Source organism: Rhizobium sp. SG_E_25_P2, from assembly GCF_029892285.1.
Lineage (GTDB): Bacteria > Pseudomonadota > Alphaproteobacteria > Rhizobiales > Rhizobiaceae > Rhizobium_E.
The window spans coordinates 76,888-91,378 of the sequence record NZ_JARXVM010000005.1 but is presented as its reverse complement, the minus strand read 5'-3'; the positions used below and the strand labels follow the sequence as shown (position 1 = coordinate 91,378).

General features: G+C 58.1%; 14 protein-coding genes. All 14 read right to left on the bottom strand.

The annotated features are described in order from the left end of the window. Nucleotides 1–3: 3 nt before the first annotated feature. Nucleotides 4–579 carry a flagellar hook assembly protein FlgD gene (gene flgD / locus M2360_RS09290; protein ID WP_348529543.1) on the bottom strand — a complete coding sequence of 192 codons (576 nt, stop codon included), beginning with the start codon at nt 577–579 and terminating at the stop codon, nt 4–6. Further along, nucleotides 570–1,019, bottom strand: coding sequence for a flagellar biosynthesis repressor FlbT (gene flbT / locus M2360_RS09285; RefSeq protein WP_280774679.1), 450 nt, complete (start codon nt 1,017–1,019; stop codon nt 570–572). The genes flgD and flbT overlap by 10 nt, the downstream gene beginning before the upstream one ends. Next, complete coding sequence (gene flaF / locus M2360_RS09280; protein ID WP_280774677.1) at nt 1,016–1,363, bottom strand: flagellar biosynthesis regulator FlaF; 348 nt, start codon at nt 1,361–1,363, stop codon at nt 1,016–1,018. The genes flbT and flaF overlap by 4 nt, the downstream gene beginning before the upstream one ends. 127 nt (nt 1,364–1,490) lie before the next feature. Next, a complete protein-coding gene (locus M2360_RS09275) occupies nt 1,491–2,549 on the bottom strand; it encodes a flagellar hook-associated family protein (protein WP_280774676.1) in 1,059 nt (352 codons plus the stop codon). An 11-nt stretch (nt 2,550–2,560) separates the two neighbouring features. Then, nucleotides 2,561–4,051: a flagellar hook-associated protein FlgK gene (gene flgK / locus M2360_RS09270; protein ID WP_280774674.1), complete on the bottom strand. Its 1,491-nt coding sequence runs from the start codon at nt 4,049–4,051 to the stop codon at nt 2,561–2,563. A 25-nt stretch (nt 4,052–4,076) separates the two neighbouring features. Further along, nucleotides 4,077–5,363, bottom strand: coding sequence for a flagellar hook protein FlgE (locus M2360_RS09265; RefSeq protein WP_280774672.1), 1,287 nt, complete (start codon nt 5,361–5,363; stop codon nt 4,077–4,079). 115 nt (nt 5,364–5,478) lie between these two features. Further along, nucleotides 5,479–6,153, bottom strand: coding sequence for a response regulator transcription factor (locus M2360_RS09260; RefSeq protein ID WP_280774670.1), 675 nt, complete (start codon nt 6,151–6,153; stop codon nt 5,479–5,481). Between the two features lie 279 nt (nt 6,154–6,432). Continuing rightward, complete coding sequence (locus M2360_RS09255) at nt 6,433–6,984, bottom strand: transglycosylase SLT domain-containing protein (protein ID WP_280774668.1); 552 nt, start codon at nt 6,982–6,984, stop codon at nt 6,433–6,435. Then, nucleotides 6,938–8,461, bottom strand: coding sequence for a flagellar hook-length control protein FliK (locus tag M2360_RS09250; RefSeq protein WP_280774666.1), 1,524 nt, complete (start codon nt 8,459–8,461; stop codon nt 6,938–6,940). The genes M2360_RS09255 and M2360_RS09250 overlap by 47 nt, the downstream gene beginning before the upstream one ends. Nucleotides 8,462–8,463: 2 nt before the next feature. Beyond that, entirely contained in the window at nt 8,464–9,786 is a 1,323-nt protein-coding gene (locus M2360_RS09245; RefSeq protein ID WP_280774664.1) for a chemotaxis protein, read from the bottom strand. A 3-nt stretch (nt 9,787–9,789) separates the two neighbouring features. Continuing rightward, nucleotides 9,790–11,223 carry a MotB family protein gene (locus tag M2360_RS09240; protein ID WP_280774662.1) on the bottom strand — a complete coding sequence of 478 codons (1,434 nt, stop codon included), beginning with the start codon at nt 11,221–11,223 and terminating at the stop codon, nt 9,790–9,792. Then, on the bottom strand, nt 11,220–11,867 hold the full coding sequence (locus tag M2360_RS09235) for a hypothetical protein (protein WP_280774660.1): 648 nt from the start codon (nt 11,865–11,867) through the stop codon (nt 11,220–11,222). The genes M2360_RS09240 and M2360_RS09235 overlap by 4 nt, the downstream gene beginning before the upstream one ends. A gap of 309 nt (nt 11,868–12,176) precedes the next feature. Then, nucleotides 12,177–13,139 carry a flagellin gene (locus M2360_RS09230; protein WP_280774659.1) on the bottom strand — a complete coding sequence of 321 codons (963 nt, stop codon included), beginning with the start codon at nt 13,137–13,139 and terminating at the stop codon, nt 12,177–12,179. 352 nt (nt 13,140–13,491) lie between these two features. Further along, nucleotides 13,492–14,457 carry a flagellin gene (locus M2360_RS09225; RefSeq protein WP_280774657.1) on the bottom strand — a complete coding sequence of 322 codons (966 nt, stop codon included), beginning with the start codon at nt 14,455–14,457 and terminating at the stop codon, nt 13,492–13,494. Nucleotides 14,458–14,491: the final 34 nt, after the last annotated feature.

Sequence of the window (14,491 nt, the reverse complement as noted above, 5' to 3'; positions counted from 1 at the left end):
GTTTCAAGTTCCGTCCGAAGAAGAACTATTGCTGTTGTCTACACTATCCGTCGTGGTTTCGCCATCGTCGGCGGCGCCGTCATCCGTACTGGTGTCGGTTCCGGAATTATCGGTCGACGTGGTCGAAGTGGTCGTCGCAACAATGCTGATGCCCTCTTCGATCGTCACCTCGTCGCCGGATTTCAGGGTCGCCACCACGCCATCGGATGTAATGGCGATCGATTCGACCACGCCGCTGGTCTCTCCGTCCGCACTCTCGATCGTCTTGCCGATATAGGACGCGGCGGTGGAGAGAGAGGTTTGCGAGAGCATGTTTTCGAGATGCGTGTTGGTCTTGATCTGCTGCTCGACCTGGGAGAAGGACGCCAACTGGGCCATCTGTTCGGTCGCGTCCATCGGATCCGTCGGATCCTGATTCTCCATCTGAGCGACAAGCAGCTGAAGGAAGTTGTTGTAGTCCAGCGTCGCCGACTTCGCGTCGGTGCTGCTTGCCGACGTCGTCGTTGTCGACGTCGAACTGGTGGACGACGTCGCGGTGGTCGACGTTGCCGAAAGCGCAGTTAGCGCGCTTATTGCCATGGAGCGATCTCCCTGCGGATATTTTCGCGAACGGCAGGCGTCATTTCGTCGTTGTTCAGGATCTTGTCCTCAATCGCATAGAGGCCGCGAATGGCCTTCAACGCCTCAAAAGGCTTGCCAGAAGTGACGATGGCGTCGACGCGCTTGAGTTCGGCGAGAATCTCTTCGTTCTGGAAGCTCGCGAGCAACATCACGATCGACTTCTTGAACATCTGCTTGGACTGCTCAGCCCCCTCGGGGTTGATGAGCATCATCTGAACGATGAAATACAGCTGCTTGAGCGGCGTTGTTGCGCCTTCGGGCTGCAGCACGTGGTTCTCGAGCAGGAAGGTCACATCATTCAGGAACTCGATGGCGACTTTGCGATCAACCCTGAGAACGGCCCCATTGATGAAAATCCGCTCTCCGGATTTGAGTGAGATACGCAAAGTGCTCTTCATTTCAGTCCATCCCTGATGATGGTTATAATATCCGCAATACCCTTGAAATTGACGGACTGGCGCATTCTTATCCGGTCAACCTCCTTGAGGATCCAGATCCCGATCGAGATCAGGTCGGCCTTGAGGTTGGCGGGCAGCTGGTTGTCGGTGAGCCGCAGATCATCGATCAGGGCCACCCAAACCCGTCGCGTGTAGTAGAGCGCTTCGACGGCTTCTCGCGATTCGCGGCCCTTGTATTCGGCGGCACGCAAAAGACTCACGGCGCGATCAAGAACCTGTTTTTCGCGTTCTCGCGAGTCGGCGACATCATCCGCCATAATTTCTGCGTAGGAAAACTGGTACATTCAGCCCCTCATATTCCGGTCATTTTTTTAGCGTAACTGGTTTGCCTGAAGCCAAGCTTACGCTCTTAGAGACGGTGCGTTTCTTAAAGCTGTTGAAACGGCGCGATAATCAAACCGCGCCAACTCCTTACAATGCGTTTACGAGGCTCAGCTCGTTGATCCGCGCGGTGATGGAATAGGAGATTTCCATCTGATTGCTGAGCGCGGTGATTCGGTTGGACGCTTCGTAGACATCCACACCTTCGAGATCGTCGAGATTGAGCTTCACGATATCGATCTGCGCCTGCAACGTCTCATTGGCCTGCGCCACACGGTTCTGCGACAGGCCGAGCTGGCTTCTGTCGGCGTCGATGCCGGAAATTGCCTGCCCCATATAGGAAATCGCCGCGTTGCTGACGACATTGCGCGATTCGATCGAAAAATCGGAATTCAGCATCTCGATCGCCATGACCGACGCCATTGCCATGTAGCGGAAACCGTCGGTGATCGTCGTCGACGAACTCTGGATGACTTCCGTGCGCGAAATACGGGCGGTGGTCGGCGTATCGGATGCATTCGACCAATTGGCTTCCCAGTCGCCGTCTTCCTCCAGGAACATTGGCTCGAGTTCGTCGGTGATGAAGCTTTGCATTTCGTCCGCGGTGATGCTGGAGACAGCGTCGTCGTCGGGCGCGAAACCGAAATGACCGGTGAAAGCGTCGAGGAACGCCTGGCGCGCCGGACTATCGTCCTCGAAATAATCGGCGAGCGGCGCTTCGTCGGTATTGATGCCCGACAGGACATATTCTCCGTTTACGGAGGTGTTGCCTGCGGAAATGGCCTGTTCCAGCACGTCCGTCATGGTGCGTTGCACGGTCATCAACTGAGAGTCGTCATTGCTGCCCGAAAGCGCGACAAGCGTGTTGAGCCCGGTCTGCGCGGATTCAGCAATAGTGTCGAGCGCTGTCTGGGTCGAAGACAATCGTTGCTCGACCACCGCATTGGTCTTCAGCAAATTGTCCATCATATTGACTTCTGAATGGAGATTGAGGCTGCGCGTCGTGGTCGCGCCAAGTTCTTCGCCGATATTGGAGTAGACGCCGCTGACGGCCTCCTTCTGCGAATCGATCAATTCGGCCTGAACCGAATTGATGGTTGAACGCATGGAGTTTTGCACGGAGAGATTGGAGATAAAGGAAGTCTTCATGATATCCTAGCCTATACCGCATCGAGCAAGGACTTGAGCATTTCGTCAACAGCCGTGACGAGTTTGCTCGACGCCTTGTAGCTCTGTTCGAGATCGAGCATCAGCGACATCTCTTCATCGAGGCTGACGCCGGTGGTGTTGGAGAGCGCTTCCGTGACACGGGTCAACTGAGCGTCCTTGTTTTCCTTGGCCGTGGCGCTTTGGGAGACCAATTGCTCCAACCAGCCGATCGACGCATTGGCAAACCCCACAACGGATATTTCGGTATCCAGGTAAGCGTCTTCGTTGAAGGTCTGGTCCGCAGATATGGAGGAAACCAGACCGTCCAGGATCTCCGAATAGCTGGCGTCTCCATCGGCATTGCCGAGATAATCCGTGCTAGAGACATCCTGGTCATCGACATCGTAGCCGCCGTCTCGCAACAGGGTCGGGTCGCCGTCCTTCGTCTTCACCAGCGCATCATTCACCTTGATCGATGCTGCGAGGCCACTTTGGATCTCTGTACCGTCGGGTATCGTGTCTCCGGCCGTGTAACCGGTCCAGGTGAAAAGCCCCGGGAGGTCGTCTTGACCGCCATCCGTCTGGTCGACCTGAGCGAAAGTCTGGATGAGGCCGCGCGCGGTTTCGTCGAGTTGGTCCTGATAGGTGGGTATAATGCTGTCGCGGACCTGCAAGAGAGCAGCCAAGCTGCCGTTTGCGGTAGAATTGCCGCTGTTACCAGCCTCCATGGCAGCGCCATCAACGATCAGCGGATTGCCGATCGTATCGGCGCCATAGGCCGGTGTCGCTGTGAAAATGATCTCGCGCGGACTGCCGTCGAACAACATGGTTCCATCCGACGTATAGAGGACCATGTCGTTGTTTTCACGGGTGAAAGAGCGAACGCCGATGATTTCGGAAATCTGGCGAAGGTAACTGTCGCGCGCGTCCAACTCGTTGTTGATGTCGACGCCATTGGCCGTGCCTTGGCGAACTGCGTCGTTGACGGTCTTGAACTGCGTCAGGAGATTGTTGAGTTCTTCGACCTGATCGTCGATCTCCTGGTCAATGGTGCCGCGCATGCCTTGGATTTCCTGGGAAATCGAATTCAGCGAATTGGCCGCATCCTGAGCGCTCGACACCACCGTTGAGGCTAGCGTCGATTCGTTCGGCTTGGTCGCATAGGCCTGGAGATCGTCGCGTAGCTTGGAGATATAGGTCGACGGCGCGGTTTCGTAATCATTGCCGCCGAGCAGCGTGCGAATATCGGTCAGCTTCTGGTCGATGGTTTCCTGCGCGCTGGCTTCCGACGTCGCCGACATCGATTGTTTGACCAGTCCGTTGTCGGCGGCGCGCTGGATTTTCAGGACCTGCGCGCCATTGGAATCGAGCGTCAGAATGCCAACCCGGCGCGAATAGTCCGGGTTGGAGGCGTTTGCGATGTTGGTCGACAAGGCCGACGTTTGCAAACCTGTGTTGGAAAAGATCGTTTGTGCGGTGGTGATTGCAGACGATAACGACATAACGATCTCCTAGGCGATAGCGTTGTTAGCGAGCCAGATTCACAAGGGTTTCGAGCAGATCCGAACCTGCCTGGAACACCTTGGAGTTGGCTGTGTAGCTTCGCTGCGAGGCGATCATCGTGGTCAATTCGCTGGCGAGGTCGACATTGGAGTCTTCGAGCGCCCCCGACACGATATCGCCAAAGGCTGTCGATCCGGCAAAACCGATTTGCAAGTCGCCGGATTCGGCATTGGGCGAATAGACGTTGCCGGATAGCACATCCATATTGTCCGGGCTGGTCACTGTTCCAAGCGCGATTTGATAAAGAGCCGAAGTGTCGCCATTGTCGTATTTGGCGGAAACCGTACCGTCGGCGGCGATTTCCACGCCGGTCACCACACTCGCACCGTTGCCGTTGACATCCGCTTCGGTGACCGAGAAGTCGTAACCGAGCTGGGTCATGCCCGCGAAATCGAAGGTGAATACATCGGGCATGTTGGTGATAGTGTCAGCAGGGATAGCCGCTGTCGTTGTGCCGCCATCCACAATCGCGCCGGTATCCGGGTCGAACGTCAGCGTCTGAGTTGTCAAGGCGTCCGAAGTATAGGGGAACGACCCTGAATCGGCATCGGCGTCGGCTTTGTTAAAGACCGCAACATCCCACTCCGTCTCGCTCGTCTTGGAGAAATAAATGTCCATGATGACCTCGTTGCCAAGGCTGTCATAGGTCGTGAGCGAGCTCTTATGCGTATAATTGATATCGTCGACCGAGGCGGATGTGCCCGAATCCCCTGGCATGGTATCTTCGATAATTTCTTCGCCTGCGTCCAGGTTCGCCGAGAATGTCGCATCCGTGGATGCATTGGCCTGCATGTCGGTGGAGCTGACATTGATGGCCTCGAGGCCGGCAAAGCCGTTGGCCACGACAGACGGCGCGTCATCGCCATAGCTATAGCCCATCAGCGTATAGCCGCCGGCATTGACCAGGTTGCCGGTTGAGTCGGAGGTGAATGAGCCTGCGCGCGTCAGGAAGGATTGACCGCTCGAATCCTGCACGATGAAATAGCCTTCGCCATTAATCGCCAGATCGGTGTCGGAGGTCGTGTAGGTCAGCGCGCCCTGCTGCGAAATGGAATACCTGGTTTCGGTTTCCACGCTGCCGGAATTGTAGGTGCCGTTGGTCTGCGGCATCAGCAGGGACGAGAACTCTGTCGACGCCCCTTTGTAACCGGTGGTGCTGGAATTGGCAATATTATCGCTGACTGTGCTCAACCGGTTGGCCTGGGCGTTCATACCCGAAACACCGGTTCTCATCATTCCGTAAAGGCTCATCTCGGATCCTCTTTTCCGTAATATTTACAGACTAGAAGACGTGCCTTGCGTGAACCTTTGCGGGTGATTGGTCAAATCTATTAATGAGCGCCGCGCGAACGCGGCGCACGAGTTCTTACTGCCAGTCGATGCAATAGCCGAGGAATCGCTTGGAATCGATCGGATCGAAACCGAGCTTCTTGCGCAGCTTCTTGCGCAGCTTGCTGATATGGCTTTCAACTACGTTCTCTTCGACATCTTCGTCGAAGATGCCATAGATCGCATTGAAGATCTGGGTCTTGGAAACGCGCCGGCCGCGATTGGCCACGAGATATTCCAGAATGCGGCGCTCGCGGCGCGGCAAAGGGAACACTTCACTGTTGATCTCCGGGTCACGACCATCGGAGAAAACGCGCACAGCGCCGACATCGGTGAATTTGGCATCGACCGCCTTGTAACGCCGACGGATCGCCGCCGCACGCGCAAGGATTTCGCGCGGATGAACGGGCTTACGCACGACATCGTCCACGCCACAATCAAAGAATGCAAGCGTCATCTCCAGAGAGGGAGAATCAGACACTGCAATCACCGGAGCCTGGCTCCGGTCCCTGATCGCCTTCGGCAGGCCGAGCGCAAGCTCGGACTGACCGATCAGGAAGGCCTCGACCGCGTCGATATCCGCGTCCGCAGCCGTATTGACCCACTCTCCAAATTCGTGAGGATCGAAGCCCGTAGAGGGCACGCCTTCCCGACAAAAAAGTGAGGTATATCCATCTTTTACGAGCGCTCGCTCGTCTACCACTACGATCATCGTCCGCCTCCGAATCAGTGTAGTGAAACAACACCCCATTCGTACGAATCGGAAGACTCCCGGGCAACTAGAGCTAATGACAGGGTCAAATTAACAGTTGATTAAGAATTAGGGGGCGATTTGATCCATATCTAGTATCTACCTCGAAATGGCACACAATTTTCCACAGGGAAAAGTTAACGTATGGTTAATCGCGGCAACGAGGCGTCTTGACTCCTCATTGTCACCACAAAGCGACAAAAATCCGCAAACGGAAATCGAACTTGGAAAAAACAACCTTTAGTTGCTACAAAATTCCAGGGCATTCGGCGTCCAAACGCCATAACCCGTGGCTACAAGGTTTGAAATCACCCTACAGACATAACGCTTTTGCGCTGGATTGTTGTTCGGCCCGGCATGATAACGCGCAACGGCCATGGTCCATGTAACATGCTTCGAATGAAGTTGCGCCAGGAATCTTGCAGCGTAATCGACATTTTTTTCCGGGTCGAGCATGGCGTCCAGCGAGGAAAATTGATCGCCATGATAGCGTTGATTGATTTGCATGCAGCCAAGATCGATCAGTTCGGCGCCTCGGGAGCGGGCCTCCCGGAACACCGCGAGCGCTTCATCCGGCGAACGCGCAAACACCGCTTTGCCTTCGATGTTCAGCGCCCAGGGTTGAAGAGAACCTTTCCGGCCGGTCTCGGTGAGACCGACGGAATAGAGAATGCCCTCGGGCACTCCGTAGCGGGCGGCGGCGCGTGAAATCTCACGCTCGCAGAGACCCGAACTCGCCTCGGCCTCAGAGGTAGAGACCGTCCCCAGAATCGCCAGCGCTGCGACCGTCACCCAGTTCAGATGACGACAAGTCACCGGACGAGATCCGGTCACTCTGCGGGACGGAACGGCCGTCGCCGCTTTGTTGCCGCTGGGCGTCACCCTGCCCTTCGCGCAGGTTCTGGTTCGAGCCATTCTGTCCCTGATCCTGTTGCTGGCTTTCCGTCTTCGGAGCCGGGTTGAGTTGAATGCTGACCTGGTCAACCGCGAAGCCCTGGTCCCGGAGGGATTGGACAATAGCCTGCTGATCCTTGGCGAGATGACGATATCCCTCGATCGTATCGACCGTGACTTCGACCGAGAGTTCATCGCCCTTCAGCCTCAGCGAGGCGGTCATCGTGCCGAGATGCTCGGGGTTCATCTGGATCTTCAGCGTATTGACCGTGGTCGCCGTGGGTTGGGCGCTCATATCCGCAACGGTCGTGTAGGGCGCAAGCGCGCGGTTTGCTTCGCCGGCAAGCGCCGCCGTCAACATTTTCGCATTATCGCCGCCAAAGCCGAGATACCGACGGGAGTCGAGAACGGTGAGTTGATCGAAGCCATCTATGCTGAGTTCATCGCCGGTCGCGGCCGAGGCGATCGACTCTTCAACACTCAAGTCCGAATGCACCGCGTCGTCCGAAGCCGCCGGGGAGGTTATTTGCGCCAGCGCGTCCTTGGCGCTGTCGGTTCCGCGCGCCGACGCGGTCTCGGAGACTTCAATTGCCTTCACGACACCGGACGCAGCCGCAATCGGATCAAGTTCGAGCTGAGAAGCGGGCGACGCAGCGTCCTCTTCAGCCTCGACAACATCGTCGTCGACTCCGTCCTCTTGCTGCAGGGCTTTGGACAAGGCTGAGAGCAGATGATGAGCCGCGCCGTCGCTCTCAATTGGGTCGACTTCACCGAAGAGTGCGCTGACCACGGATCCGTCTTCCGATGCATCCGCCGGAAGCGCTTGCGCATCTTCATCGATCGACATCGGAGCCTCAGGCTGACCGGTCTGCTGAATTTGCGCAACAATCTCCGCAAGGAGTTCTGCGGTCTTTGGCCCATCCGCACCAGCCAGGAGAGCCGCCAAGCGGCTTCCTTCTAGCGGTTCGGCCTGACCGGCAAGCGGAGCAGCCGCATCGCCGGCTTCCGTGGACAAAGCGGCGACGTCGCTCTGCGCCAGCTGGGACTCAGAATTGTTTAACTGAAGGGCTGCGGCGTCCGCTCCTGCCTGTTGACCAGTTTTGCCTCCTGCCTGGGCGATCGCGATCAGGCTGAAAATGGAGCGGGTCAGCGTTGCGTCTCCCGCCTCGGAAGAGGCGTATGCGGAGGAATTTCCGGCGGCGTCCTCAGAGATATCCCCGGCGGCGGCGTCGGACGACGCGCCATCGAGATAATCGCCGAAATCAAAACCGTAACCTTCATCCTGGGCGCTGGCATCCTCCTGGGAGCCGCTATTCTTCAGTCCGTTCACGGCGATGGAGCCGCGACCGATGGCAGTTGCCGAAGCGTCGATCATGGTTATTCGCTTTCCTTAGCCAGGAGCGCGTCGATGTCCTTGAGCCGGGCCCGACCGGAAGCGACGAGGTTTTCAGCCTGATCCATGCGCGCATCGAGGGCCTGGCTCCGGGGCGCCGTTTCTGACGCCGCCGGCTGTTCCGAGACTGAAGCTGCTGTCGGATCGGTGGATCCCGTCGTCTCTGCATCGAGCGCCAGTGCGGACATTCTGTCCCTGTATTCCTTATCAGCCATATCTCGATTTGCTTGCGCGAGACTGTCAGCATTGGGCGGCGCCATGACTTCTGCGGCGACGATGCGGGCGGCGTCACGCAGGAAGCGATCCTTGGGGGAAAGATCCTGGTCCGCAATTCCCCCGAGCCGATTCAACACATCCTCAATACCGTCGCTGGGAATGTCGACCAGCCCGCTGTAGAGCTTGGCCAGCGCCAAGGGCGAAGCCTCGTCGGGCTCGGAAAGCGCCTTGGCGCGCCCCGCAGCGAAATCCGTCAGGGGCTTGTCGCCATTGATCGCCGCGCGGCGGGCGAGCCGCAGAAAGATTTCCCGTTGCCGACGCCGTTCGACCAGCTCCAGTGACGCCTCGATTTCCACGGGCGGCAACGCCTTTGGATGGTCGATGGCCAGCGCGACAAAAATATCGGCAAACTGCGAGGCGTATGGAGAATTCATGTAGCGACGGGCGTAGCGGCGCGCGTAGGGCAGAGCGGCGGCTGTGTCGCCGGATCTCGAGGTGATCATCAAGGCGCGGCGTAAGGCGGCTTCCTCGATGATCGTGCCCGGCGCTTCGAGCCGCGCCCAGTCGAAATATTTGAGCGCCGTCTCCTTGTCTGTCTCCATCATCGCGTTGGCGCCGATGAGTTGCAGATACGGGCCGATGGTGGTGTAGCGATATTCCGGGACCACTTCCTTCAACTGCTTGACGGCGCCCGCGCCGCGGCCATTCAGGTAGCGTCTCAGAATGCTGGTGATGCGATTGTCGAAGTTGCCGCTCACGTCACGCTGGGCGAGAAGGTCGAGCGTCGATGGGTTGCCTCCGCTCATGGCGTAGATCAGCGCGGCGTCGACATTGCGGGTATCGTCGAAAACAGAGGCGTCGGCCTCTCTCAGCCGGCGATCGATCTCCTCAAGGAGAAAGCGCTGCATGTCGAGCGCGGAGATATCTCCGGAGATGACCTGGTCCTGGATGTTCTGCAGGGAACGGACGAGCTTATAGGGCTCGGCGGCGTCGACGGGCGCGGCATCCTCGGCGCGCGCGGCGGCGGCGAGCGCCAAAAGGCTTACCCCGACCGTCAGAAACGCCCTGCGAATATGGACCGAGAAGGACATCCGTTAGCCCTCGGTCGCCTGGACGAGAATTTCGATCCGGCGGTTACCCTCATCGAGCGGCTTCTCCGGAAATCTGAGGCGCTTGTCGGCAAATCCCGAGATCTGCGAAACCCGCGCTTCCTGCACGCCCGCACGCTTCAGGATGAAGTAAGCGCTCTGCGCGCGATCGGCGGACAGCCGCCAGTTGTCATAACCGACTGCCTTGAACGGACGCGCGTCGGTATGTCCGCGAATCGCGATCTGTCCGGACCGGCCTTTCAGCAGCTTGCCAATCTGGTCGATGGCGATCACCGTTTCCTTGGTCGGGATCGACGAGCCAATCTGGAACATCGGCGTCTTGACCTGGTCACTGATGCTGATCAGCAGCCCGCCTTCGGCCGGCGTGACGATCAGACCCTCGGCGAGATAGCCGATCTTGCCCTTCAATTCCTGCTTGAGTTGTTTCTCCAGATCTTCGGCCTGCTGCTCGGCGGACGCGACCTTGGCGCCGGACTGATCCGTTTTGCCATCCTTGTCCTTGTCCGATTTGCCGGCCAAAGCCTGATCCGACTTGCCCTGCTCTTTCTTGTCGGTCTTGCCGGATTCGGACATGTCGCTCTTGCCCTTGCCGATCTTGTCCGTCGTGCCATGCTTGGTCTTGTCGGAACCGTTTTCAGGCTGGTCCTTCATGCCGTCATTTTCGGTCAGCCCCTCGCCGGCCTTGGCTTCGCCGCTCGGCATTTCGCCGCCCTTGCGATCACCGCTCAGCGCCTCACCGGTCTTGGAGGAATCGATATTTTCGGCGTTTTCCACCATGCCATCGCCTGGCAAGCCCGAAATCTCCGCCGGTTGTTGCGACGGATCGGTGCCCGCTTGTTGCGACACCTCGACCTGCTGGGTCCAGAAATCCGGGTCGAACGGGTCGCGGAAGGCTTCCCCGCCGTCTGCGCCGGTCGCAGGCCCCGCTGATTGCGCGCCGCCATCGCCCTTGGCGGACACATTGGCCTTGGCGTCGGTTTCCTGCGAGATCTCGGTGATTACGGCATAGGGGTTTTCGAAATAGTCGGCGTCGGAATACTGGATCTGCTCGCCGGCGGTCGAGGTCTCGTCGGTACCCTCGGATTCCGCCTGACCCGCAGCTTTCTTCTCGCCTTCACTATCGGACTTGTCCTGACTGTTCTCGCCCTGCGCCTGTTTGTTCGGCTTTTTCAGGCCTTTTTCGGCGGGCGTCGAATCCGTCAGCTTGATCGGGTTGAAATAGCTTGCGACGGCGGCCTTGGTCTTTTCGTTGGCGGCGTTGACCAGCCACATGATCAGAAAGAAGGCCATCATGGCGGTCATGAAGTCGGCATAGGCAATCTTCCAGGCGCCGCCATGGGCGCCTTCATGGCCGCCGCCATGCCGCTTGATGATGATGATTTCGTTTTTGCCGTGATGGTGGCTTTCATTCTCGCTCATTCGGCAACCTCAGCCAGGGCATGCGCCCAGGTTTCAAGACGCGTCACCAGAACCGCGTCGTCGATTTCGACCGTGAGGTCGATGGAATGGTTCTCGATGTATCTGACTTCGACCCCGTCGGCTTCGAAAAGCGGCTTCAGCCCGGAGATCAGACGGGCGTCGCCGCGCACCGTGACATGCGCCGTCTCGCGATCCTTCAACACCTGCTGGGCGAGATCGTGAAGATCCTTGACCGCTCGTTCCGCCAGTTGGGCGCCGAGCAACGGCAAGAGGACCTGCAGCGTGCGCTCCGCGAGCGCCTGGGCGACTTCGTTGGTCATTTCATGGAAGCGGGTATGGATCATGGCCACCGCGCCTTGCTCATGACGCGACACGAGATCCGCCATTTCAACGGCATGTTTTTGGCGCTCTTCGGCCATTGCCGCTTCTTGGGCCTGCTCGCCGGCGGCTTCGGCTTCGGCATAACCTTCGTCGAAGGCCGCCTTGCGCTCGGCCTCGATATCAAGAACCGGCTCCGGCTCGAAGGAAAAGGCTGACGATGCGCCATCGTCAAGCGAGAAGGTGGATGGGAAAGACAGGTCCTCGACCGGAGGCGGCGGCGGCGCGCTGAAGTCTTTGAGGTATTTGGTCAGGATTGCATTCATTGCAGACCGCCGTTTCTGAAAAAATACGGGCGTGGGCCCTCTATCGGAAAGCCTATCGAGATAAACTTGCGCGAAAATGAATGCGTTGGGCCGCGCCAGGGCAATAGCGCGGCCCAACTTGTCCTACCGCGACGATGACCGGCGTCGGGGCAGTATCGGAATGTGACGTGTGGATGGACCCCGGCGACAATGGAGCTGCGAGGACTGCAACCCGGCGACCTGCGCGACGTGAGGCGGGCCGCACTCCCGAGACACGGGAGTGGCAGGGTCCGCGGTCGGGGTTCAGACCCGACCGCGTCGACCTTTCGCTTACTTGAACAGCGACAGGATGTTTTCGGCGTTGGTGTTGGCGATCGACAGCGACTGAATGCCGAGCTGCTGCTGGGTCTGCAGCGCCTTGAGGCGGGTCGATTCTTCGTTCATGTCGGCGTCGACGAGACGCCCGATGCCCTTGTCGATCACGTCCATGAGGGTAGCGACGAAATCGTCCTGCATATCGATACGCGAGGAAATCGAACCAAGCGTAGCGGCGGAGTCGGTCAGGTTGCTCAGCATCTTGTCGACCGAAGAAATCATGCCGTCGAGCTGGAAGTTGGTCGTCGTGGTCGACAGCGTGACTTCCGTACCGGTCGCCGTCGTCGTGGATCCGGCGTCGATCAGGAAGTAGCTCGCCGTCGTCGTGGTGGTGCCGGTCTTGACGGTTGCGACGGTCGCTTTGGTGAGGATGCCATTGTTGGCGTCGGTGGAATCGATCAGCGTCGACGTCGAGGTGTCGAAATCCAGGGTTTCAATCGAAACCGTGCCGCTTGAAGAACGATTGAAGGAGGATACCAGTTCGACGGTGGCCGCAGCGACGCCAGTGTCGTTGTAGAGCCAGTTTTCGCCCGAGAAAGACGCCGATTCAGCGATCGATTCGAGCTGGTTCTTGAGCTCACGGAGTTCTTCGTTGATCTTGTCCTTGTCCACGCCCGGTTCACGCGCAGCCACCAGCTTCGCCTTGATCTCGGTGACGACATCAATCGCCGAGCCGAGACCGGTATAGGCCGTGTCGGTTTTCGCGGCGCCGAGGCCGAGCGCATCCTGGACAGTCGACAGCGCCTTGTTGTCCGATCGCATGGTGGTGGCGATAGACCAATAGGCGGCATTGTCAGACGCGGTCTCAACCCGGTAGCCCGACGAAATGCGCTGCTGCGTGGTTTCCATATTGTTGTTGATGTCACGGAGAGTTTGCAGCGCAGCCATAGCTGCGGCATTGGTCATGATGCTCGTCATAGGTTCGCCCTAGAATATCGTTTTCGGGGGACATCCGGCACGTTACCGGTAATGACGGCGGAGCATCATGCTTGCGACCACTGTTTGCCCTGGCGGTCGCTCCGTCAGTTATGAACAGTATGTAAACGAGCATGGTTAATCAAGCGTTAACAGGCGCAAGGATTTTTTAATGTTCATTGAGGAAAGCTTAAGGCAAGGTTCGCGAAAAAGCGTTCGTGCGTTCTTCCTTCAATATCCCTTTGTAAAGACTGCCTAAAATAAGACAGGCAATTGTAAGCCCGAAAAATCGGACGCAAAAAAACCGCGACTGGGAGGCCCAGCCGCGGCGTCTTTTTGCAATGTCGCGTCAGTGTTAGCTGCGGAACAGCGACAGGATGTTTTCCGAGTTGGAATTGGCGATCGACAGCGCCTGAATGCCGAGCTGCTGCTGCGTCTGCAACGCCTTCAGCTTGGTAGACTCCTCGTTCATGTCGGCGTCGACGAGGCGTCCCACGCCCTTGTCGATCACGTCCATAAGGTCGGCGACGAACTCGTTCTGCATGTCGATGCGCATGTTGGTCGAGCCGATGACGGCTGCGGCTTCGGTCATCTGCGTCAGCATGTCGTCGACGACGGAGATCATGTTGTCGATCTGGTAGTCGGCGGTGGTGTTGGTCAGCTCGACGATGTTGCCGTTCTGCGTGTTGCCGCTATCGATGGCGATCAGATAGTAGGAGCCGGTGGCGGTGGTGGTGCCAGTGGCGAAGCTCGTGTAGTTGGCGGCAGTCAGGATGCCAAGCGTGGGATCGACGTTGTCGATCAGGGTGGAGTCGGCGGTATCGAAGCTGATCAGCTCGACGGAAACACCGCCAGCGCTGTCACGAACGAAGGAGCCAACCATGTCGACGGTCGCGTTTGCGGTGGTGTCATCGTTGTAAAGCCAGTTTTGGCCCGAGAACGACGCCGACTGGGAAATCGACACCAGCTGGTTCTTGAGCTCGGAGAGTTCGGAATTGATCTTCTCCTTGTCAACGCCCGGTTCGCGGGCGGCAACGAGCTTGGCCTTGATCTCGGTGACGACGTCGATCGATGAATTCAGACCGGTATAGGCTGTGTCGGATTTTGCGGCGGCGAAGCCGAGGGCGTCCTGAACGGTTGAGAGCGCCTTGTTGTCCGACTTCATCGTGGTCGCGATCGACCAGTAAGCAGCATTGTCCGACGCATCTTGGACGCGATAACCGGAAGACACCCTGCCCTGCGTTTCTTCCATGCCGGAGTTAATCGACCGCAAAGTGTCGAGAGCTGCCATTGCCTGGATGTTGGTGATAATGCTAGTCATGGTTGTTTTGCCCCTCATACTACGGGAAAAATTT